Origin of the sequence: Trichocoleus sp. DQ-A3 (genome assembly GCF_039961975.1) — a bacterium.
GTDB lineage: Bacteria > Cyanobacteriota > Cyanobacteriia > Cyanobacteriales > FACHB-T130 > FACHB-T130.
Map to the genome: position 1 here is coordinate 24,716 of NZ_JAMPKC010000034.1, position 22,680 is coordinate 47,395.

Here is a 22,680-nt window from a genome sequence, read left to right on the forward strand (position 1 = left end):
CTTCGGACACCAGCCCTCAACGCGATCGCCTACCTTAAGCCCCGCTATGTGGTTAGTCATAGAACCTCTCAGAGGGCAATTCCTCATTAAATGAATCGCAGGACTTACAAGAATTGCTCTGGCTTTCATCACCATCGGGGAGTTTGATAAACTTCGCTTCGCGCCCACAGTATGAGCAAGTACCATCGGCTAAAATCTCGTAACGGATAGCCTCCGAGCGATCGTCAAAAAAGCGAATATTAGTGCAATTAAAATCCGGTGTTTCGTGTGTCATTCTGCGTTTCTCCCTGCAAGCCATTGACGTTCATCATCGTTTTGTACTTCACTGCCCCAGCCGTCTCTAGCTGCGGAGTGGCGCTGGCGAGCTTCCATCTCTTCCGTTGAAGTGCGATCACTCTTTCTCAAACTCATCTTTTGAGCCACGGCTTGAACATTCAGCCGTCGCTGATTTACATCTCGCAGCGTCTCGCGCCAGCCATCGCGGTCGATTAAGTCAAGTTGCTGGCATATTGCAGCGTCTAGCCGATAATCCAGATAAGGCTCAAGTCCCTGGCTAATGTTTGAAGCAGCAACGCAGCTGGGATTCTGGCAAACCGGAATTCGGTCAGTGTCCCAGCGGTAATCTTCAATCACCATTTGCACCAGGTAGGTTTGAATTGTGCCCGTGTCATGGCAACAGAAACAACGCCAGTTTGGTTGCCACAGTTCTTTATCCCGCCCCGGCTCATCTTCCGGGCGAATAATGTCACGAGGAAGTTTTGGGAGATTCATGACTCAGCCCCCCAAATTAATCCGCTAGCATCAGCCCACTCTGCAAAAGCTTTCCGCTCATCTCTGGTAAGTGCTGGCTCACCTTGAGCAATCCAGCGCGGTTTACCTTGGCGAATTTGGGCGATCCATTCGTCGCGGCGAGGGTCACTTGCCCACTTTTGTTTGTTCACCGCTGGCATCTGCGACGGTGACAGCTGCTTAAGCCATAGCTGATTTAATTCTTCCCAATTGGCAGCGATCCATCTGTCGGGCAATTCCGGAGGTTTCGGCAACTGACCTGCCCTCTTTCTTCCAAACTCTAAAAAACTTTCTCTCTCTACCTCTGAGAGAGAGTTAATAAAAAGTTGATAAGAATTTGGAGGATCGCCAAATGCCTCACCAGAAGGACTTTTCGAGAAATTCTTTTCCGCAATCGTGGACTCAGTTTCCGCAATCGTGGACTCAGTTTCCGCAATCGTGGACTCAGTTTCCGCAATCGTGGACTCAGTTTCCGCAATCGTGGACTCTTTTCCGCATTCGCGGAAAACTGCGCTTGTTGACAATGAAACAACGATCCCTTTAGGTGCTTCCCAATCAATAGAACCCTCTTCTCTGAGACGGCTTATCGCCCCGTAGAAAGCTGATTTTTGAATGCCTAATTCGCTGCAAACTCTGCTCTGCTCAAGCCTGAGCTTCCAGCCAGGTTTGCACTTGATGAGAATATAAAAGTGAAGCAATCCCTTAGCGGTAATGTCGCCGCTGCTGTATTTAGCGATCGCATCCTCCAGGGTCAGACGATAGTATTGTTCACTCATCCTTGCCCCCCTGAATTGGATTTTCGTGGCATAATTGTGGTTAACAAAAGAAGTAAAAAAATTAAGTAGCTCCTGAATTATCATATAGGGTAATGCAGTAATTACTGAATTACTATGATGAATTTTTCTAATGCTCTCGACAAAACTCTTGATCGATATGGCATCAGCGCTAAGTGGTTGTCTGAGCAATCTGGCGTAAGTCAGCAAATGATTAGCGGCTTTAGAAACGGGAAACAGCGGATTTATAGTGATAGCTTAGAAAAGCTCCTTGCTGCTCTCCCTAACGAAGTCAAAGATTACTTTTTTGGATTAATGGGTAGCGCAAATTTAGAGGCTGCAATCGCATCAATGGACGATGCAGAAGTTTCAGATTTGTTAATACTCGTAGCAAAGCGATTCAATAAACCCCCCAACCAAACTAGAGACACTAATCTGGTAAATGCATGAATAGCAATGATGGGCGACTCCGGGATCGCAGTGGAGAAGTTAGTGATTCGAGTAAAGGCCGTATTCATTAGGATCAAGACCAAACTCTTCGAGGAACTCATTAATAATCATTTCCGACGCCAACTTTGTTTTGTCCAAAGCTTTTGTCTTGTTGTATGCAGGACTATCCTGCATTTGAGGGCTGTGGCTTTTGATAGTTGCTAAAAACTTAGTCTGAGCATCAGTCATCTCTTTCTTCTCGTAGTGAGTTGTTGCAGCACTTTTAACACTATGAGGATGAGACCTTATACCGAGATGTTTCCAGACAATGCATTCGTAGAGGCTTCCTAAACTGCTTGAGTGAGGCGCAACTGGATGGCTCCAAACCTCTAACAAATCGTGATTGTTTCAGCTACCCAGCCCACCTGCTTGAAATAATTTACTAGGAGTCCTCCTAGTAAATTATTTTCTGCCTGCCTTCACTGGAGGTGTAGCAAGCATTGAGCAAAATAGTATCAGGTCAATTATGAACCCTCTGCGTCTGAAAGATTTTTGACAGATAGAGGTGGCGGTGGAGGCAAAGAACCTGTAGGTAAAGATTGCAACGCCATTAGTGCAGGAGCCACCTTTTGTTGGGGAGTACGACGATCGTAAACCTTGCGTTGCATCTCTGGCGAGTGAGCCATCAAATCAGCTAAAGCCGTCAGCACCTGATCTGACGTACCAGAGAGTTTCAAATGAGTGACAATTGCATCCCTGACCATATGGGGTGTAAAAGCCTGACCCGTCAACCGATAAACTCGTTTCCGCACATAGCTGTACAGGGAAGTCTCAGACATCGGTTTCCCATTGGGTTGGGTGAAAACATAGGGATGAGTTGGTTTGAAAACCTGCCGCCATTGAGACAACCACTCCTCAAGCAACGGATAAACATTTGCTGGAAGCTCAACAATTCGTTTCTGACCATTCTTGCAGTAGCTGTTTCCAGTTTTAAAGTCAGCAGCATTGTGTTCAATGAACCACTTACCATCCCGATTAATTAAAGTTCGTCCTAACTCTAATTCCCGAATCGTGCGCCCTCGATCAGGGAAAAAACTTAGTAACAAAAAAATTAGAGCGATTTGATGACTTTGAGCCACAGTCCGCTCCGAACGTTTTTTGCCAGAGTTATTTCGGGGTGCACATTCTTCTAGTAAACGCTCCACACAAGCTCGGAAAGTACCCCAATCAATCCATTTTTTTGATTCATCTGATTTGCGAGGCGTGTTGTTAACCCGCACCATAATGTCGGATTGTAATCGCCGCAATTCCTCAATAATCGGAATATCTCTGTATCCAACCCGTTTGTTTGAAACCGTCTCGCGAGATTGATATTTAGATTCCTTGTGATAGAGAAACTTAGCAATTGCTATAGCAGCTTCCACAACTTTCACCTCAGTGCTTGGTGCTGCCTCACGGATCTCGCGTAACCATTGCAGGTGTTGGTAAATTAATTCCATCGTTTTATCGATAGCCTTTTCATTTCGCTTACCGTTAGGCGTTAAGCCACTAGCACAAACGAGCTGTCTAAGATTTAACTCTTCCAGGGGTATGCCTTTGTAATAATGAAGCCAACCTAACAGCCTTTTCGCTCTATTAACATGACTTTGAGCACTAGGCAAACGCAAAGGTCCATTTTGGCGTTTGCGGCTACCCATCAAGTCAGTCTCAAACTTCAAAAAATCATCAAGAGAGGCTTGTAATTTCGAGGAAATTTCCGATGGCTTTAACCCATAAAAAAAATGTGGGGAATTTATTGTTAGCTTTTTATCAGTGACCCGAACATTATCGTTGACTCGGCCTCTTTTGTTCCGAATTGGGGGACAATATTTGCTAGCATTCGTTCGGGTAGAGCCTTTCCACCAAGACTGCTGACGACACCAAGTTAGCAGTCTTTTAAGATGCAAGCGATAAGTGCGAGAGCTAGCAGGATTCCCCAAACTGGCAAAAACTTCTTGTTGATATTCAAGAGCGTGTTCCAATTCATGAATGGGAATCTTTTTCAGAAATTCCAAGCCTGCGTTAACATCCTCTTGAGTGAGCTTTTTTCGCTCTGGTAAAGGGAACCCCCATTTGGGTAAAGTAAAGCGAATTAAAGAAGTACGAATCAGCGCTGTCACATCAGTTTTTGCATCTGGATGTGATGATTTGAGATGACCGCAATAAAGTTGATAAACATCTGCGGCAGTTTTCGGATTGTTAACGGGCAAGGTCATTTTATCTTCCTAAATGCAAGTATTTATCACATTTTACATTAAACGCCAACAAATACCCTTTACCACGAACGAAGCTAATTTTTTAGGAATAAAAAACTTCAGAACGCTTTAAGTAAGCAAGTTCTAAGCTTTTAAGCATACATCTAACGTGATAAATATTTTCAAGAACATTTATCACAGCTATTTGGCTAAATACTAACGATTTAAAAGAAACTCGTTTAGCTTAAAAAGCAAAAAGGGCGGCTCAACACAGAGTCGCCCTTTTTGGGATTGGATATTTAATTGGTGCTGTTGTAGAGTTTAACCTTCAGCTAATGTAAGTGTCAATGACTTGGTTTGCCGGATGCTTTATCTATTATTAGGATAGAATACCTTAATCACTCTTCTGCCTGTTTTTAACTCCATATTTACTGCTATCTACTCAACTTAATGTCTAGGGAGTAGTTATACAGCTCATGAATATGTAGCGACCTGCAACTTTTCTCTCGCAGGTTTTGGGTTTCATCCAAAACTTTCATCAAGCCAGAGCGGTTAAATTTGGTTGGCTTTAACAGATGTGCGAGCGCTTCTTCCAAAGTTGAATTCAAAACTTTAAGATACTGCCACCTGTCCCACATAACTTTGATGGAAGAGACAATGACGGCTTTTGGCATGAACGCTAAATACTTTTAACGGAAGTAGATAACCCCGTTAATCCAGCCGCTGGAGTTTGACCCATGATGAAAACATCAGCGCGATCGCTCACACACGATCGTCTACCCACCCGCACTCTTAGCAATCCCAATCCACTAAGGGTGGCTTCTTCATCTCAAAGGGCATCTTACAGCAGGGACATCTGCCCCTAAACATGGGGTGATAATCCAGTACCTCTAGCTTTGCCTCTGGCGTGAATCGTTGCTCCAGCATGGGCACTGGTCTGCCGTCATAAGTTGTCCAGTACGGGAGCGGGATCGTCATCAACAAACCTCGCCCCTTTTGTACCGACATTTCAGGAGGTTCAACAGAGGGTTGAAAGTTCAGATAACGAGTGAAGCGACAATTCGGTACACCGAATTGTCGCTTCACTAGCCAGGAGGAGCGGAAGTCGAGAGAGCGATGTATCAAGGAAGTAGACAAGTGTCTTGAACATCTCTGTAACAGGGATAGCCCCGTTGTGTGGCGACTTGACCGGCAGGGTAGAAGCCTTAAGTATTTGCTGACGTTGAGCGAAGACTTCAATACCTCTGGCATCGGATTTGTTAGCCTGACTAAAAGCATCGATACCACAACGGGTGGCGGCAAGTTGGTCTTCAGCATCAACGAGAGCGAACGACTGGTCGTCGCGCTTGCGCTTCGCTTTCATTTGAGCAGCAAGCAAATCAAGCTTTCGCCCCAGTTTGACACGAGAGGTTTAGACTTCTATCTGTGAGCGATCGCACGATTGTGGCAGACTCTTATACCGGCAAGGCATATTGAGTACACTGCACTTTAACCATTGTGCTGGCATTGTTGTTGAGCGAAGCACGCGATCGCTCACGCACTCTCGATCGATCCAACCACAGTGGGCGCAATCCCAATGCACTGAGGGCGGCTTCTTCATCTCAAAGGGCATCTCGCAGCGGGGACACCGACCCGGAAATAGCAGGTAGTTACTCAGCCTCCCCAATCAACGTGTATGCAGCCCAAGCGCTGGGTTGGTTGGGATATTGTTTCATTGTCGTTAGCATCGCGCCTCGCAAAGCTTGCGCTTTATCCGGGTTTTGTTGCAAATTTCGATAAAATTCGGTCATTAGTAAGGCAGAAGGATTATCCGGGATCGCCCACAAAGTAACGATGACACTGGGGACACCCGCCGTAATTAAAGAGCGAGACAGTCCAATCACGCCATCGCCAGTCAGTTTACCTCGCCCAGTATCGCAGGCACTTAAAACAACTAATTCGGCATTGAGCTTGAGATTCAGGATTTCGCTAGCAGTAAGGAATCCGTCATCTTTTCCAGAAGGGGTAAGAGCAATCGCACCTGGTATCCCCAACCCTTGAAAATCATCCAGCAACCCATGAGTCGCCAGATGAATCATTTTTGCTGTGGGTAGCTTCTGGACAACTGCGGATTCAGTGGCTTGATTGCCAGTCAGAGCAGTTGTGTTCAGGAGACGGGCAATCTCCATTGCTTCCTTCTGGGCACCCGGTAGCGGCGAAAGCGGTTGAGGCTTTTCCCCAATCTTTGGGGCAAGACTAGGCATCGTGGGATTGCCAACCACGAGGACATCCTTGGCTGACACTGGAACCCGTTGACGTTGCTGACGGGTTAACGCCAATACCTGGATTGAAGGAGCCGTCCGGAGAGTGTGTTGTTCAATTAAGTATTTGTTGTTGGTATCTTGGAGGGCAGCAAAGGGAACCAGGAACAGGGATTGTTGAGGGATGAAGATGACACGAGCTTTGGGGTCAGTCGGCAGAAGGTCGGCAATGGGTTGAATGAGGAGTTGGTGGAGTTGTTGTAAGCGTTTGGTTTGGCTCACTTCATCTATCAGCGAAACTTCGATCCCACCTCGACCTCTGACACCGATAGATTCACGACTGTTGAGAACTAATTGTGGGAGCGTCGTATTTTGCTGCTGCCACAAGGGTTTGAGGTCAACGCGACGGAACGATACAACGCCTGAGGGTGGGATTACCCAAATATAGAGTTCTGATTCGCGAGCTTCTTGTTTACCCTGAATCTTGAACTCGTCATAAATAATCGAATATTCAACCAGGGTGGCGTTTTGCTGTTGAGCGATTTGTTGAATTTGTTGGATGTTAGGTGGATTTGTAGAGACATTCGGCCCAGTAGAGGAGAAGCGTGTCGCCAATCGCTCTACAAAAGCTCTGGCACGACCCCTTTCAGCAACTTCTAGAGCCTTTGTGGGTTGATTTTGGGCAATCAGGACTTGTTGCAACCGGCGATAGGTGCGAGCTTGCTGCTCAAAAATCGACACTTTTTCGGCATCTAAGTCACCCAATTGTTCCCGGAGAGATTCCCAGACCTCAATTCCAGCGCGAAGGGTTTCTTCAGCTTGAGCGAGGTTGCCCAATTTCTGAAAAGCCAGTCCCAGAGTGTTTAGAGATACCCCCTCCCCGAAACGGTCTTTAATTTCTTTAGCGATCGCCAAACTCTGCTGCTGGTACTCAATCACCTTGGTGTAATTTCCTAGAAAATAGTAAGTAAGTCCGAGATTACTCAGGGAGTGCCCCTCCCCCAAACGGTCTTTAATTTCCCGCGCGATCGCCAAACGCTGCTGCTGGTAATCAATTGCCTTGGCGTAATCTCCAAGGTTATGATAAGCAAGTCCCAGATTGCCCAGAGAGATCCCCTCCCCCAAACGGTCTTTGATTTCCTGCGCGATTGCCAAACCCTGCTGGTGGTACTCAATCGCCTTGGCATAATCTCCCAGGGAAGTGTAAGCAGTTCCTAGATTGCCCAGAGATTGTCCCTCACCTTGACGGTCTTTAATTTCCTGCGCGATCGCTAAACGCTGCTGCTGGTAATCAATCGCCTTGGCGTAATCTCCTATGGAATAGTAGGCACTTCCCAGACTGCTAAGGGCATTCCCCTCCCCCAAACGGTCTTGAATTTCCCGCGCGATCGCTAAACTCTGCTGGTAGTAATCAATCGCCTTGGCATAATCTCCCAGGGAATAGTAAGGAATTCCTAGATTGTTCAGAGATACGCCCTCACTTTGACGGTCTTTAATTTCCCGCGCGATCGCTAAACTCTGCTGGTGGTAATCAATCGCCTTGGCGTAATCTCCTAAAGAATCGTAAGCCAGCCCCAAGTTGCCTAGAGATGCGCCCTCATATTGACGGTCTTTAATTTCTCGATAGAGACTGAGTGCCTGCTGCCAAGACTGTAATGCTGCCTCAAATTGACTGGCCTGAGCCTGCTGAATCCCTTGCTGGAACAGTTGGTCTGCTTCCGCTTTCCGAGCATCTGGGGTTTGCGCTAACGCCTGTGTAGAGAGAAATAGTGCTGGAAAATTAGGCGCGAAAGGCGTTGCGGCAGTTATCAAAACAGCGATCGCGCTGAGGAGCCTGATTTGGAGACGCACAGTTATTCTGGGGGAAAGTGCAAGGACGAGATCGCTGTTTTAACCTACGGTGATTGAGCGCGTCTAGTTATCGGTTGATGCGAGAGCATCGTCACCAAAATCAAGAATGCGATTGCTTGCGAACTGCACCCAAATATTTCTCCACATCAAAAGCACAAAAGTATAAGAACAAAGTGCCATAACCAGCGGCGGTAAGTTGAGTCTTTACTATCTTCGGCGCGAATGACTGGTCGTCGCGCTTGCGCTTCGCTTTCATTTGAGCAGCAAGCAAATTATTTGGGAAAAAACCCATGCTGGATTAGCCGCGAAGAGAGCGAGAGGTCGCAACAGAAGACGCGATCGCGTGTGCCAAGTGGTTTGACAACTCTGGAATTTTCCAAAGAACTAATTTCAGGAAATCTCAATCTGGTGCGCCAGATTGAGAAAGTATTTAGGATTTTAAATTCTTGAAGAGCTGTACAGATGCCCTTTTCTGGCACTTTGGGAAGATTAATGAATTTATCCGATTACAGCCCACGAAAATCAAGCTTTCACCCCAGTTTTACAAAACAAGGTTAGACTGCTATCTGTAAGCTTTCGCACGATTGAGTTCGGCGTCTTGTACCGGCAAGCATATTGGGTACTACTGCACTTTAACCATTGTGCTGGCATGGTTGCTGAGTGCTCGCATGCGATCTGACAGAAAATGAATGGCAGCGGCTCCCTACAGATATCTACGCGACTGGAGAGTTGCTGTAATTATAAAACTCCATTGGGCTGAGTCTCCCACCCGGCAACCGGCACTGAAGGCAGGTCAGAAGAGATGGTTAGCAAAACACTAATTACTCCTGGGCGACCACTTTAGGTTTTGGCTTGGGTTTTGGGGCGGAGGTAGTTCTACGGGGAGGGAGGGCAGCATCGTTGTGGGAACGCGCCTCATCGTGCTGACGAGCTTTTGAAGCCGCTAGCCTTGTCTTGGCAACCTCAAGCTTATCCTTCTTACCCGCTTTGAGGTAGTTAGGAGCAACAGAACTAGGGATTGCTAAAAGGGAAACAAATTCAAAAGTATTTCGTTCGCTGTTGAACCGAGCCTTGAGCTGGACAAAGGACGCTTTACCCTGAGCTTCTTTCTCCAGCTTGGGGTTAAAGCGGAATGGAGGTACAGGGGCATCTCGCCAGAGGACAGGAATGTGAGAAGCCTTCATGAAATTTACTTTTAGTTCAGCTTGTGCCGATTTAATGAACTCAAGGCGTTGCGGATTGAAGTTCTTAAATACGGAAATGCATGGGATTCGGCAAACGGGAATGAACTGCCATAAACCGCAGATTTTGAACTCCAAATCTTGCAGGTCACTGGAGACACCCGTCCCAGAAGCTTGGTGGCCCACAAAACCCACCAGTTGGAACCCGACCGAGTAGGGCTGTTTCCCGCCAGGATAGTGAGTGATTTTGGGATAGACAATTAACTTCTGCTCTCGTATTCCAGTTGTCTCAATCTCTTTTTTGAGCGCCGCCAATGCCCGCTTGTGAGAGCTGGAATAATAGAGGGGATAGGTTTTTCCTCCAACACTCACAAAAGTCTTTTCCTCTTCAATAGTGATATCTCCAGTGAGAATGCCCACCGCCTGAAAGAAAGCTGGCGGCGCATCAGGAGAAGAGGCAGAGGAGTCGCTTGGTTCCGGAGCTGGCTCCGAAGTTAGGGGAGAGTTGAAAGTTACAGGAACTGATGAGGTGTCAAGGGAAGGCTCCCAGGAGTCAACCGTTTGAGGTTCTACTGGCACAAGGGTTGATGCGGCATCATCAACAGGGTTTTCAATCTTATCCGCAACCCGTTGTACATCCTCTGGCTCTACTTTTTGAGGAGACGGCTCAACCGGAAGAATAGTTAATTCATCGGTAGGGGCTGTCTTCTTCTGTGGACGTTTTTTGGTCATATTCACTCAGATGAAACTCGCAACTGTCGTAGAGAGCGTAACTTCAATACCTTGCAACGGATGAATCGAACTCACACTCGGCTACACATACCCTGTTGCTCTCTTCAATTTAGTGTATCTTCATCAGAAACTGGTATCAGCCTTCATCGTGCCTGTTGTAGCCTAGATCCCTATCCCTTCAAGCCAATCTACAAGAACGGGCGATCGCATTAAATTGAAGAATACATTGTGATCGCGCTATTAAGGTTTATTTTCAATTTGGCAGTGCTGCTTGTGAATCTCGCACAATTCTCATCACGGTGTTTTTTGAAAGCCCCAGTGCCTCGGCTACTTTTCGGTAGGAGAGTCCTTGCTGTATTAGCTCTAACACCTTTGATGCTTTCTCTCGGACACCAGTGCGATCACCGGTCGAGAAATGTAGGTATGACGATGTAGCAACAGATTTTCTTGATTCAGCCCAAGTGAATGACCCTAAAGAGTTGAACAATGACGGTATATATCTGTAAAGCTGAAAAATATATAGCAAAACAAAAAAACTATGTAATAGAGATAGAAAAAATATACGGGTTATTACCAATACCTCAGTTTTCTCAAACATTAAAAAAGATGCTTAACTCTCCCATAAATGCTCAAAATATACTAAAGGAAGCAAGAAAGCAAGTTTGGGAGATTCTTGATCCTGAAAACTCTTGGAAGAACGACTTGGATGAGTGTACTGATATTCAGAAGAGGCTTTTGCACTTTAGCTCCGAACATTCTAAAGAGCCACAGCATCTAGACAAAGTAATCAAAGCTATCAGTAGAGGAGTAGCTCTTTTAGAATCAGCACATGGCTGGAAAAATCCTGCTATTGGTCAGAATCTATCCCGAACCAAAAGTGATAAGATACGCGGATTTCAGTGGCGTCTTGTAATCGCTTATAGTGGGTTTGAAATAGCGTTTAAAGGCTTAGCAAACTGCCAAACAAGAAAAATAAATCCTAAAATGATTGAGGATTTTATTCAAAGTTGTAGTTTACCAAAATATGACTTATTGGATTCACCAGAGAGAAAGCCAGGTCTTGAAAAATGGCTTAATAAGGAAGAAGGAGAACTTGCGAATTTTTTAGGAGTTACCAGTGGAGATCGCAAAATAATCGAAAACTGGATTGTGAAATCTCAAGCTATAAAATCTTGGGAGCAATCAGCAAAATTAGCTAAAGCTATTAGAAATGCTTCTGCTCACGGTTATCTAAGTGCAACAAAAGTTAAGGAATTAGGGCTAAAGCCAGGTTTATGTAAGTTAACTGATGATCTTGCTGTGATTGTGGCTTATGGGCTACAGAAACTAATCTGAAAGCAGAGGATGGCATTGACAGCAGGAGCAAATGCATTTATTATTGTACACAATGGCTTCCGACGGTGTATAGGCAATATAATCCGGTCGGAAGTTTTCAATTTTTAGCCTTTTCAAATAAAAAAACATAGGAAAGCCGTCTAGCCGTTCATAAAGATTGCTTTCTTTTGCAGTTATTCAAACCAGCAAGCCCTGGACAGAAGACTCTATCGAGCATTTTGTTCGAGTCGGGAAAAGATGCTATTCCGGATTTGGAGAAAATCCTCTGTCAACTCCAATCAAGGATCTCATAAGAATTCTTAAATCACTGCCCTGAATGCGATCACCCCAAGTTGCTGTACTTGAATTTTTGATAAGACTGAGCGCAACTAGCGACGAACCCTAGAATGTATTTCAATGCAGTAATACGACTGCAATTAATTTTTCGATGCTACCCGGTGTCCTGGCTCTTGTAGTCAGGGCATTTTTTTAGATTTTGGTTTAATTGGAAGCAAAATCTAAAAACCCAACAGATTTCTCAGGAACAGCGGCAGATAAATATATATCGTTAAAGCCTCGCATTCTTACTGTTTGTCACCATCCAAATAATTAGGATGATAAACAAGATTGAGGCGTTAGAAGCGATGCGATCGCACTCATGCGACGAAAGGCGATCGTCCGAATAGCAGTTGCAGCAGTAAATGTGAAGCGTGGCAACTGATGCAGTCAAAGTTGGGAGATAAGAAATGGGTGATCGCATTTGAGAGAAGAAGGAATGCGATTTCTACTTTCAGTTTTTCTATAACCTCCTTTCACCTCAAATCCATTTTGGCGAAGTGGTCTTGCAGCAACTTGTGCATGAAGCGATAGCGACCTCCAACGCGCTGCAATAAAAGGCGTTCGGTACAGTAGTTAAGCAGACGATCATAGCGTAAGGGAGCGTAGCCATTCCAATCAAGGACGAGACGAAAGGCGAGGTGTTTGCTTAAGGCATCCCCGCCAGATACCTGAGAACTGAATCCAATTAAAATAACTAGAGAACTTGCGACGATTCCTGGAAGGAGTTTGAAATCAACGACGCTGGCAAGAAGATATTCGAGGAGGAATTTGAAGGGCAATGCTGCCACCAAGGCAATTGCGCTGACGATGATCATATTTTTTACTGAGTTTTTTATACCCTGATTGGGTTCAATGCGAGTTTGGATATCTGCTTTTAGCCCAAAAATCAGCCCAACAATTAGCGCTCCCATTAGCCCGACAACCAGTCCGACAACCAGCCCGACAACCAGCCCTCCAATCAGCCCGAAAATCAGTCCGTAAATCAGCCCTCCAATCAGCCCGACAAACAACCCGTAAATCAGTCCAAAAATAAGTTTTTCGCGAATCGAATTTGAAAATTCTTCTACAGGTTCGATTGTATCCAGTCCAAAAATTAGCCCGTAAATTGGCCCAAAAATTAACCCAAAAATTAGCCCCAAAATCAGCCAGTAAATTAGCAAAAAAATTAGCCCAACAATCAACCCCAAAATCAGTCCGAAAATTAGCCCGTAAATTACCCCGAAAATCAACCCGAAAATCAGTTGATATGTCCTTTTCTGCTGCCGAGTGATAAGTGCAGTTGGCTGCATCTTTTCGATCAACAATTCCGTGCTAGATTCGCGATTGAGCATTTTTGCAGCAAAGACAAGTGATCGTCGGACTGCTTCGGGCGTTGGTGGTGACTTTGTGCCGTAGGTTTTGCTGCGGATGCCTCGCTGCTTCTGATTGGGGTCAATAATCAGTTCGCGGGTAATTGTGGCATCCCAATAGGTATTAAGCAAATACTCAATTTTGTACTCAGAGGTGGTACGCGATCGCCAATCAGAGAGAGAAAACTTACCCTGCTTCTGTACCAAACCAAACATCGACAAAAACAATGGCGTTGTCAGCAACTCCTGCAACGCCTCATCCTGCTGCACCGTCTGCCATACATCCTGCAACTCAAACTGAGTAAAATAGTCCTCAATTTGCTGGGCAGTTAATGCCTGTAAATAAATCGCCCCGTACAGGTTCAACGGCTGACGCACCACTTGCTCAAACTCTTCCCGCCGACAGCAAATCACTACACCACAAGGGCGCTGTGCCAATTCCCCCGTCAACCAGGCATTGAGCGCCACAGCACAGTCTTTTTGATGCTGAGGTGCCACCTCATCCAACCCATCCAACAGTGGCAACAGTTGATTCTTCTCTAGCCACTGCTGCGCTAATTCCTGACGAATTCCATATTTCGTTTTCAACTCGCCCAACAACCACTCAAAAATCGGCTGTTTCGGATTTTTCCAGGACGACAAACTAAGTAACACTGGAATTGGCTCGGCTTTATCTGCCGTTGAGCGTTGCAACAAATCCTCTGCCAGCTCCAGCATCATCGTTGTCTTACCTGCACCCGGTTCACCCAGGATTAGCAGCTGACGAGTCAGGTTTGAGGGACTATTAGCACAGCTATCGAATACCTCCACGATTCGAGTTCCGGCATTTAAGGGTATCGGTAATTGAGATTGTTGCACCACGGTTGCTGAGAAAGGACGCTGCACGCGATAGTCTTGCTGCTCCATTCCCAGAATTAGCCACACCGCATTGTGCAACGACTGCGCCAGCCGTTCCTGTACTTCCGTGGTGACGGCTTGCAGCAGTTTCTCCTGGGATGCTTCCCGTTTAGCATTTTGGGTGCTTAATTTTGACGTTGCCCCTTGACGCGCTGTGTTCGCGCGGGCTACGACTTTTTTGCCAGCGCCTTAGACCACTTTGTAAACGTCGGGAAATGCGTCCGCAGAAAGTTCTCTGTATCCAACTCTGCTTCGTAGGACAGACTGACAAATGGCGGCAATAGCGACAGCGCTCCCTTTAATTTAGCTGCCGCAGGTGTTCCCGGCTTGCTCACTTCAGCATGAATTTTCTGTAACCATTCCAGAACCTCATCAGAATATTCCTGGCTAGTTTGCAGTTGCCCCGCCTGTTCTACAATCTCGGCAACGACTACTTCTGGCGCTGGCTCTGAGATAGCAACTGTAGCTGACTCGTATGCCAAAATCTGCCAATATTCTTTCTCATACTCACGGAGCCGAGGTTTTATTTCCAACTGCAATCTTTGTTCCGCTTGAGTTTTGTGTAAACCTGTCGTTAACAGTATTTCTCGCTCTAAAGACTTTTGTTGGTCTCGCAGGATTTTCAAAAATTCTTCAACTTCGCGCAGACGCTCGCTCGACATCCCTAGACTCCAGAACTTGAAAACCACTATATCGGTTTTACTCTATAGACTTTGCAATGTCCGCCATGTCTTCTGGGACATCAGGATATGACGATGTACAGACGGATCTGACACAGTGCGATCGCTAGTTGAGAAATGTATGTATGACGACTTGAAGGAGAATCCTCTCTCAACTCCAATCGAAGGCTCTAGTAGAGACAATTAATTTAGGCAAAGTTTTTTGTCATGAACGGGTACGCCCTTATCCAGCAAGGGTCACAGCCGTTCTATTCTTCGACAACGTTCGTACCCCGTGACCAGATGGTGACTAATTTCAATCGGCGATCATAGGTTTATTAACTTCGTAGGACAGGACATTTTTAGATACTTAAATTAAGAATACTTTCCTGATTAGGATTTTTTGACATAACATTTTTCACGGCTAAATATTCTGTCATTAAGGAAATAATTACATTATCATCATTGAAGTCAAATAAACTTATTTTGCCAGAAACTAATTGTTCTAGAGTATGCCTATAAAATTCTAATTCTTCATGCAAAGAAGGATGAACATCTTTGCCCCTAATCAACATAGTTTGAATAATTTCGTCCTTACTAAAGCCATTAAAAACAATATTTGGATTTAGAATAGAGTTTTCTGATACTTTCTTTTTACTATTTTTGCTTGTTATTATATCTAATAATTGTTGTCTCACATAATCAAAATCATTGCCTAAATCAAAATAAACAACAGGATAAAGCTTAAAGTAAGGCTTTGCACAAAAGTAATTCACTACATACCAAGCATTTTGTTTAATACTTACTTTAAGTTGTAATCCTGCGTGTCTTTGTTTGTTTAATTTAATCCCTTTGATACTTAATAGTTCTTTGGCATCATCAAATCCGTGAATCCAACATATATCACGATCGCTTTGGGGATTGTATAAATGCCCACGATCTTTTGCAGTTTTTGCAAAACCAGTTCCTATTGCTTTATATTTATCAGGGTTATCCAGAAAAGATTCATAAAATATTTTATTAAACACATTTATCAAATAATTAGGTTCTTGTTTTAAAACTCTAGCAATATTAGCCCAACGTCTATTAGCACTAAGACTTTCATTACAAGCACGCACAACTATCCCCTCTGCAATATAACCTAATAATCTACCAATAAAAATATTGGGATGAATACTAGAGTTAATAAAAGGGGTAAATTCAAAAATCCCAGTGCTTGGATTTATGACAACTGCCCCTACATCTAACAATAAACCAACTAACTCTAGTGTTCTTTTATAATAAGGGGTATCATCTATTAGTTTTGTATTTAAATTGTTTTTATTAACATAAGAACTTGGCAGAATAAGAACTGAATCAGACATTTTATTAAACCTGCTTTTACTCTTTACATAAATCGACTAGTGCTACATTAATCACATATGATGACATCCCAATTTCTTTTAGAGAGAGTATATAGATCATCCCTAAAATGATTGCCCTATCAATGTCATAAATCGCTGTCACCATATAGAGGATTAGACTGAATGGTGAGATGTAGCAAAGATTCAGGGTTCCTGCCAGCCTTCCACAGCCGCTAAAAAGATATTGATAAGCGGGTGGTCAACTAGCTCTTTTATACCTTCAGTGCCAGCCTTTTTCAGCGCTCCGATTACCCGTGCTTTCAAGGTTGGATTACTCTCTATGTGCCTAATTGCTTCTGTTACTACCGCCTGTCTCTCCAATGGGGTATTAGTGGGATAAGACTGCTCCAGTTGTTGTAGGAGCTGCTGAATCTCCGCTGCTGCATCTAAAAGACTTTGTCTTTGCTCAGGTGCATAGTTATTGAGGATGGATTGCACACGAGCGTTATCCCGCGCTGTGTCAACATTACTTCCAATGTTGGCTCCACGCTGGTCGTACTTGGATTGGTAAGCTTCTGACATAGATTGGCTCTCCGCTACAGCTGTAGCTTCAACGTTAATGGTTCTGCCAGCCAACAGCATAGCAATTTCCTTTAGGTCAGCACAGTGCCGATAATTAGCCTGTGTTAACTGCTTTTGGGCTTCGAGCTGAGTTTCGAGTTCATACTGCCGCTTTAATAACTTCTCAATCTCTGCCTTATCCGCTTCAAGTGGAACGCCTACTCGGATGACAAAGGCATCACCCTTATTTTCAAAGGCTTGGATAAATAGCTCATCGCTGCCACACTCAACTTGTAGCTTTTGGAATGAGGCAAGAAATGCAGCCCAGTTCACACCATCGCGGAAAATTAGATCAACAGTTTCTAAAACTTTTTGGAACAGCTTTTTAAATTCTCCTGGTGCAAAATAAGCACTACTGGGGCGACGTTCTTGTTGTTCTTGTCGCAGATAAACATATTTGCACGAAACTCTCTCAAAATTTGTATCAGAATTAATATTCCAATCTTCTATACAAGCTCCTGTAAGTATCGTATTACTAAAATTTGCATTCAAAGCTTGAGTTGCGATTAATAATGTTTCGCTGAGGTTAGCGCTATCGAGGTTAGCCCTACTTAGGTTAGCTCTACTAAGATTAACCTTAGTGAGGTTAGCCCTACTAAGATTAGCTTTACTTAATTCTACTTTGCTGAGATTAGCCTCAATAAAGTTAGCCTCAATTAAAATAGTTTGGAAAAAGTTAGCATTGCTAAGATCAGATTTACTAAAGTCAGCCGCATTGAGGTTAGCATCGCTAAAATTAGCCCCTCTGAGATTAGCTTCGCTGAAGTTAGCTCTAGTTAGGTTAAATCCACTTAAATCAAAACCACTGAGGTTAACTCTGCTAAAGTTAATTTCTGTAAGGGTAGCCTCAACAAGGTTAGCTTGGCTCAGATTAGTCTTAGTAAGATTTGCTTTGCTAAGGTTGGTTTCTTTGAAATTAGCATTCATGAAATAAGACGCACTAAGATCAACTTCACTGAGATTAATTCCATCAAGGTCAATTTCTTTTAAGTCAACCATGACAGGCTCATTTCCATCAATAAAACCAAATATCTCCATTTTTATACCATTAGAGATAGCCTTATTAAGATCACTTTCCTTGAAAACAACCCCACTGAGGTTAGCTTCTTTGAGGATAGCGCCATTAAAGTTGGATTTTCTAAAGTTAACCGCATCAAGATTGGCTTCACTAAGGTTAGCCCCACTTAAGTTAGCCCTACTGAAGTTAGCATTAATGAAGTAAAGCCATCTAAGATCGGGCTTGATTTCAGGATTCTTCGTTCTCCACTTATTCCAAATATTTACCCCCTGCCTGAACAGGTTAAGGTGTTCCTCATTTGCCATCTAACACAAGCCAATTAGTTTGATTGTTTGCCGAGCATAGCCTATGCCTATGGCTTTATCAAGCAGTAAGACAAAGACACCCAAAGGCTAGTGAGGATTATCAAGCCTTGGTGACACTAGCTTTTTGTTGCAGCTTCACTTAAGTTTGATGCAGAGAATAGGCTTAACATCTAGCCAACAGTTGCTTTATAAATTCTCAGAGGTAAATATTTTAAACGACCGTTTACAAGACAATTTTCTGGAGTTGACACAACCCACCTCAAAGCCAGTTTCAACATGTCTCATTACCCATTTTTTAATCTATGTGTCATGAGGGAATTAATAAATGTGGTGTAATTACGAACTCAAATTAGCCGCATCATCTTAATTCTGCAAGAGGTCCAATGAACCGATTATGTCTCTCCAGCGTCGCTTCTGTCCCTACTGCGGACAATCTCATAACCAAGGTGAAAAAAAGCAAAAACATTAACTGAGCGCTTTGTCCTACGGGTGTAGTGTTAATCAGTTGAAGGGAAAAATGCCACAAGGCACATTATGTGGAAATTTAGGCACTACTTTGCCTCTAATGATAGAGAGGCTATATTTCCCCCCTTAACAAACCTCATTCCCTCTGGTGTCCACAATTCCTCTGATTCAGCAAGGAGTTGGAGATCAAGACAGCGAGCGCTCTCTAGAATTCGGTACACCGAATTCTAGCTTCACCTGTCAGGAGGGCCGAAAGTCGAGACAGCAATCGCTATCCGCTCCCGTGGAATGCACGGCACACACTATAAAAAGATCGCGAAATTGAGCTAAAGCGTGATCGCACTCTGGGATCTTCGACATAGTCTTATAGTCTTGTAGTTGGGTTACTCAGTTTCTGCCAGAATTGAGGGCGATCACGCTTTAGCTAAAAATTTCTGTTTCCTAATCAGAACAAGTTTAAACAGTATCGCAGTAATGCAGTAATGCAGTAATCAATCTTCTACATCTTGCAGCGCTTCATCTAAAAGCACCCTGACGATTTCGGCTTTCTTCTTCCCAGTTCGCGCTGCCAGAATTGATAGCTTTCTGTGCATGGATTCGGCTAGGTCTACCGTGAGTCTGATTGTAGCTTCCTTGGGTGGAGGTTCAACTTCTTGAGGATTATTTTGTTTAAGTAGGGGAGTGATTGGTTCTCCGTAAACAAATTGCTTAGCGAGGTTATCGTCATCGTTTAGAGGCTTGCGTTTTTTGGTCATGGCACCAGCCTCAGAATTTCTTTGAATAGTTGCTCAAATTCTCCGGTTGCTGCGATCGCTCCGGGACCAGGTAAGTCCCATACAGTCGCTGATTGACCAAAAGCATCGGCGGTTGATTGCCGTTGGTGGATGATTGTTTTCAGGGATATTAAGTCAGGGATCTTTTCAAGCAGAGAGATCGCCTCAGTTTTTAATCGAGTATTTTTCTGAGCGCGACTGAGAAATACTGCTGCCTTGGGTAGTCCACCACGAACTGACTGAGCTTGTTTAATCAATCTCACAGTGTCGGCTGCGGCATCCAGGTCTAACTTGCTGGGTTGGCAGGGGATTACAGCTAAGTCCGTGCGAAATAGAATCGCTCTTGTCGATTCAGCTAAACTGCCTGCTCCATCAACTACCAGGAAATCAACGGATTCAGCCAAGACTGGAATTTGTTCAAGTAGATCGTCAGGACTTATTAGGGCAGTCACAGGGATTGGACTTTCCATAGAGGCGAACCATCTAGAGAGGGAACGCTGTGGATCACCGTCAACCACCTGTATTTTTTTCTTTTTTTTGGTAGCTAGCCAGTAGGCGAAATGCAGAGCAGACGTGGATTTCGTGCTGCCCCCTTTCTCATTGACGAAAGAGATGACGGTCATGTTACTGCATTACTCAACTACTGCATCCAGTATGCCAGAACTGGGGGTCTCGCTTACTCAACTTGGCACGACGGCGATCTATAGTTGAGCAGCTAATTCTTAACTGTTTGCAGATGTCAGCAATAGTATCGGACGAAGGATCTACAAGCTTAATCAGTGGAATTTTTCTTAGAGTTATGCTGCTCTTTCTGGCTACCTCTCTGCCTCTACCTCTAGCAGCGGCTAATCCAGCGTCCGTTCTTTCTCGGATGATCTGTCTTTCAAATAAGAGCGAAGCGCAAGCGCGACGACCAGTCGTTCGCGCCGAAGATGCACGCACACTAATTTGCCGTCACTCGTGGTGGTATCGATTACTTCGATTAGATTGACAAGTCTATTCTGATGCCAAAGGTATTGAAATCTTCAAGCAGCGTCAGTAAATGTTTGAGAGACTGTCCCAGCCGATCAAGTCGCCATACAACTCGGCTCAAATAAAGATTCATCTAAGTGCATGAGTTTTTATTTTAAAAGAACAAAACACAACAATTTGGTTTCATCTCGACATCATTATCAACTCGCAACAAAGTGTAGTTTGGCTAAAAATTGAGTTCATTGGTTTACGCCGTGCTGATAGTACAGGCGATACCCGTCAGCAAACTCAATAGCAGGTTCCCCTTCCGCATGGAGGCGATAATCGCTATCAAATGAAAGTTTAGTGGGGCGCTCACATACCAAGCAAATTCCTTCATAGGGAAAAATCCAACCACAATGGCTGACTAGCGATTGATAAACTTCCCATTGTTCAGAGTTATAAATTACATTTAAGACTGAAATAGCATAGTCCATCCAGCTCCCGCTGACTGCCCATGACCTGAGATGTAATGCTCCCCCGCTTGGTTTTAAATATTGTTTTTTTATATCGTTTTTTCGATAGTTTTCTTGTTGTTCTATATAGGCTCTGCCTATATGCCAATCCAACTTTTGTTTCAATTTCTTCTCTAACACAGTCTTTTGTCCTAATTCCTCAGATAACTGATTTAGGATTTCCCACTCTAGTTTGCCCTCTAAATGCCATCTTAGTTGAGCGATTATTTCATCTTCGATTCGCTCCCACAATCCATCCCTATCTCTAATTATCATCAACCTGTCTAAATCGTATTCTCTTAGGGGTGTATCTAGTAGCTCTTTATTAAAGAGTTGTCCGGTAATTTGGCTTTCGAGGGGGACTTTTATCTTTGCCAAAAAGCGCTCATATAAGGGGTTAGAAAATTCATTTATAATTTTATTTCTAAGTTGTTTTCTTACCGGACTGATTTGTAGCTTATACAAGTAATAACAGATTTTATCAAACCAGTGAAGCCTGGGGGAATCTCTTAATTGAGCGACGAGTAAACCATCAAATTTTTTAATGAGTTGAGACTGAATAACTGTATTTAAAGCAGCCTTCGGGCTATCATAAAAAATAATTTCCGGTTCGGCTTCACCAATGAGAACATAAGCAGCTTTAATAGCCTTACGAGCTTTTTGCCGAGCGAGACGTTGAGTAGAAACAGCAATTTGCCTCCACTTTTCCCGATAAACAGGAATCAGTGCTTCTTGCTCAGGCGTAGGTTTTTCAAGATTATTGGGCGACATGGTTGTAGTAAACTGAAATGTTTTACAGATTTTACTTCAAACTAGATTTAGGCTTGAACGCCGAAAAAGTCGTTGATACAATGCTGAGCGCGTAATTAAGCAGGCACAGTTGGTTAGAATTTCTGAGCGCTGATCTCAGCGTGTTCGTTATCGATTCAGCTAAACTGCCTGTTCCATCAACTACTAGGAAATCAACGGAGTCAGCCAAGACTGAAATTTGTTCAAGTAGCTTGTCAGAACTTATAAGGGCAGTGGCAGGGATTGGAGTGTTTATAGAGGCGAACCAGCGGAAGAGGGAACGCTGTGGATCGCCGTCAACTACCTGTATTTCTTCTGTTTCTGATAGCTAGTCAGTGTGCGAAATGCAGAGCTGACATGGATCTTGTACTGCCCCTTTCTCGTGGACAAAAGAGATAACGGTCAGGTTACTGCATTACTCAATTACTGCATTAAATATGCCAAAATGAGGGGTTTAGACTCCACCTAAAAGGACTCTTTTCGGTGGAGTTACTCTCAGCGGCTAACGGATTCATGAGCGTTTCACTGTTGCTGGATTCGCCCAACCAAATACTGTTTAGGTGGAGTTGCTATGAGAAACCAAACCGCTGATTAAGTAAGCCCGACCGGACAATGAACGAGATTATTTAGCCCCGAGAAGCACTGCAACAATAGTAATCGCGTTTCGGAGGCTTACAAGGGCGGCAAATATCAGCACTACGCGAACCGGATAGATTGTTATTCACAGTTTTTGGACTTCAAGCTTTCCTCTGATACTGACCAGGGTTTTTTAAAGTAAAAGCTTTTCGGGGTAATGTTTTGCAGAGTTCGTCATAGTTCTGTTTGTCAGTTAACTTCCATGAGTCTACCTTCACCCGTATCGGATACGCGACGCTTCCTTTGCTCTTCCGCACTCAATAGGAGTCAGCCCAGATGCAGCGATTTTTAGCTGATGAGAGTTGTAATCGTGAGATTTTTCTGGGTGAAAGCTTTACTCATCAAAGGTTTTAACGATTTGAATGTCTTGAATTCTACAGAAAAGAGAGGTCGAAACATTCGCTCAGCAAAGGTTCTAGCCTTAAAGTTGTTTTTGCCGCGTTTGCTAAACAACCGGATTCAATGCGGTCATCGAGA

The 22,680-nt window shown here is 44.1% G+C and carries 21 protein-coding genes; 5 read left to right on the top strand and 16 right to left on the bottom strand.

The window, feature by feature from the left end; all coding sequences use genetic code 11:
- Positions 1-52 precede the first annotated feature (52 nt).
- Genes NDI44_RS25850 through NDI44_RS25860 form a run of 3 tightly spaced genes read right to left on the bottom strand, consistent with a single transcriptional unit; the run spans position 53 to position 1,565 of the window.
- On the bottom strand, positions 53-274 hold the full coding sequence (locus NDI44_RS25850; protein WP_190416017.1) for a hypothetical protein: 222 nt from the start codon (positions 272-274) through the stop codon (positions 53-55).
- On the bottom strand, positions 271-771 hold the full coding sequence (locus tag NDI44_RS25855) for a hypothetical protein (protein WP_190416018.1): 501 nt from the start codon (positions 769-771) through the stop codon (positions 271-273). Before NDI44_RS25855 ends, NDI44_RS25850 begins: the two co-directional genes overlap by 4 nt.
- On the bottom strand, positions 768-1,565 hold the full coding sequence (locus NDI44_RS25860; protein ID WP_190416019.1) for a hypothetical protein: 798 nt from the start codon (positions 1,563-1,565) through the stop codon (positions 768-770). Before NDI44_RS25860 ends, NDI44_RS25855 begins: the two co-directional genes overlap by 4 nt.
- A gap of 114 nt (positions 1,566-1,679) precedes the next feature.
- On the opposite strand from NDI44_RS25860, the gene NDI44_RS25865 reads away from it, so the two are divergent.
- The gene (locus tag NDI44_RS25865; RefSeq protein WP_190416020.1) at positions 1,680-2,012 is read left to right on the top strand and encodes a helix-turn-helix transcriptional regulator; all 333 of its coding nucleotides are present in this window, start codon (positions 1,680-1,682) and stop codon (positions 2,010-2,012) included.
- A 39-nt stretch (positions 2,013-2,051) separates the two neighbouring features.
- Here NDI44_RS25865 and NDI44_RS25870 read toward each other — a convergent pair whose 3' ends face one another.
- The 3 genes from NDI44_RS25870 to NDI44_RS25880 all read right to left on the bottom strand — a co-directional run bounded on the left by NDI44_RS25870 (position 2,052) and on the right by NDI44_RS25880 (position 5,203).
- Positions 2,052-2,240, bottom strand: coding sequence for a hypothetical protein (locus tag NDI44_RS25870; protein WP_190416021.1), 189 nt, complete (start codon positions 2,238-2,240; stop codon positions 2,052-2,054).
- Between the two features lie 275 nt (positions 2,241-2,515).
- Complete coding sequence (locus NDI44_RS25875) at positions 2,516-4,246, bottom strand: site-specific integrase (protein ID WP_190416022.1); 1,731 nt, start codon at positions 4,244-4,246, stop codon at positions 2,516-2,518.
- A gap of 771 nt (positions 4,247-5,017) precedes the next feature.
- Positions 5,018-5,203 (bottom strand): hypothetical protein, encoded by a 186-nt coding sequence (locus NDI44_RS25880; RefSeq protein ID WP_190416035.1) that lies wholly within the window; start codon positions 5,201-5,203, stop codon positions 5,018-5,020.
- A gap of 70 nt (positions 5,204-5,273) precedes the next feature.
- Between NDI44_RS25880 and NDI44_RS25885 the strand changes: the two genes are divergently transcribed.
- Positions 5,274-5,654 (top strand): recombinase family protein, encoded by a 381-nt coding sequence (locus NDI44_RS25885; protein ID WP_190416023.1) that lies wholly within the window; start codon positions 5,274-5,276, stop codon positions 5,652-5,654.
- 220 nt (positions 5,655-5,874) lie between these two features.
- Here the strand turns inward: NDI44_RS25885 and NDI44_RS25890 are convergent, their stop codons facing one another.
- Positions 5,875-8,316: a CHAT domain-containing protein gene (locus NDI44_RS25890; protein WP_190416024.1), complete on the bottom strand. Its 2,442-nt coding sequence runs from the start codon at positions 8,314-8,316 to the stop codon at positions 5,875-5,877.
- A 222-nt stretch (positions 8,317-8,538) separates the two neighbouring features.
- Between NDI44_RS25890 and NDI44_RS25895 the strand changes: the two genes are divergently transcribed.
- Positions 8,539-8,766 carry a hypothetical protein gene (locus NDI44_RS25895; protein WP_190416025.1) on the top strand — a complete coding sequence of 76 codons (228 nt, stop codon included), beginning with the start codon at positions 8,539-8,541 and terminating at the stop codon, positions 8,764-8,766.
- A gap of 371 nt (positions 8,767-9,137) precedes the next feature.
- On the opposite strand, the gene NDI44_RS25900 is transcribed toward NDI44_RS25895, so the two are convergent.
- On the bottom strand, positions 9,138-10,229 hold the full coding sequence (locus NDI44_RS25900; RefSeq protein ID WP_190416026.1) for a hypothetical protein: 1,092 nt from the start codon (positions 10,227-10,229) through the stop codon (positions 9,138-9,140).
- Between the two features lie 253 nt (positions 10,230-10,482).
- Positions 10,483-10,827 carry a helix-turn-helix domain-containing protein gene (locus tag NDI44_RS25905; RefSeq protein WP_190416027.1) on the bottom strand — a complete coding sequence of 115 codons (345 nt, stop codon included), beginning with the start codon at positions 10,825-10,827 and terminating at the stop codon, positions 10,483-10,485.
- Here NDI44_RS25905 and NDI44_RS25910 point away from each other — a divergent pair.
- Positions 10,716-11,564: a hypothetical protein gene (locus tag NDI44_RS25910; RefSeq protein WP_190416036.1), complete on the top strand. Its 849-nt coding sequence runs from the start codon at positions 10,716-10,718 to the stop codon at positions 11,562-11,564. The two genes, NDI44_RS25905 and NDI44_RS25910, sit on opposite strands and share 112 nt — an antisense overlap.
- Before the next feature lie 791 nt (positions 11,565-12,355).
- Here the strand turns inward: NDI44_RS25910 and NDI44_RS25915 are convergent.
- From NDI44_RS25915 to NDI44_RS25940, 6 genes are all read right to left on the bottom strand, one after another.
- The gene (locus tag NDI44_RS25915) at positions 12,356-14,155 is read right to left on the bottom strand and encodes an NACHT domain-containing protein (RefSeq protein WP_190416028.1); all 1,800 of its coding nucleotides are present in this window, start codon (positions 14,153-14,155) and stop codon (positions 12,356-12,358) included.
- 140 nt (positions 14,156-14,295) lie between these two features.
- The gene (locus NDI44_RS25920) at positions 14,296-14,790 is read right to left on the bottom strand and encodes a hypothetical protein (protein WP_190416029.1); all 495 of its coding nucleotides are present in this window, start codon (positions 14,788-14,790) and stop codon (positions 14,296-14,298) included.
- A 359-nt stretch (positions 14,791-15,149) separates the two neighbouring features.
- Positions 15,150-16,151 (bottom strand): hypothetical protein, encoded by a 1,002-nt coding sequence (locus tag NDI44_RS25925; protein ID WP_190416030.1) that lies wholly within the window; start codon positions 16,149-16,151, stop codon positions 15,150-15,152.
- A gap of 183 nt (positions 16,152-16,334) precedes the next feature.
- On the bottom strand, positions 16,335-18,074 hold the full coding sequence (locus tag NDI44_RS25930) for a pentapeptide repeat-containing protein (RefSeq protein ID WP_190416031.1): 1,740 nt from the start codon (positions 18,072-18,074) through the stop codon (positions 16,335-16,337).
- A gap of 956 nt (positions 18,075-19,030) precedes the next feature.
- Positions 19,031-19,294: a CopG family transcriptional regulator gene (locus tag NDI44_RS25935; protein WP_190416032.1), complete on the bottom strand. Its 264-nt coding sequence runs from the start codon at positions 19,292-19,294 to the stop codon at positions 19,031-19,033.
- Positions 19,291-19,935 (bottom strand): AAA family ATPase, encoded by a 645-nt coding sequence (locus NDI44_RS25940; RefSeq protein ID WP_190416033.1) that lies wholly within the window; start codon positions 19,933-19,935, stop codon positions 19,291-19,293. Before NDI44_RS25940 ends, NDI44_RS25935 begins: the two co-directional genes overlap by 4 nt.
- On the opposite strand from NDI44_RS25940, the gene NDI44_RS25945 reads away from it, so the two are divergent.
- On the top strand, positions 19,873-20,019 hold the full coding sequence (locus NDI44_RS25945; RefSeq protein WP_190416037.1) for a hypothetical protein: 147 nt from the start codon (positions 19,873-19,875) through the stop codon (positions 20,017-20,019). The two genes, NDI44_RS25940 and NDI44_RS25945, sit on opposite strands and share 63 nt — an antisense overlap.
- Before the next feature lie 504 nt (positions 20,020-20,523).
- Here NDI44_RS25945 and NDI44_RS25950 read toward each other — a convergent pair.
- The gene (locus NDI44_RS25950) at positions 20,524-21,549 is read right to left on the bottom strand and encodes a DUF6745 domain-containing protein (protein WP_190416034.1); all 1,026 of its coding nucleotides are present in this window, start codon (positions 21,547-21,549) and stop codon (positions 20,524-20,526) included.
- Positions 21,550-22,680: the final 1,131 nt, after the last annotated feature.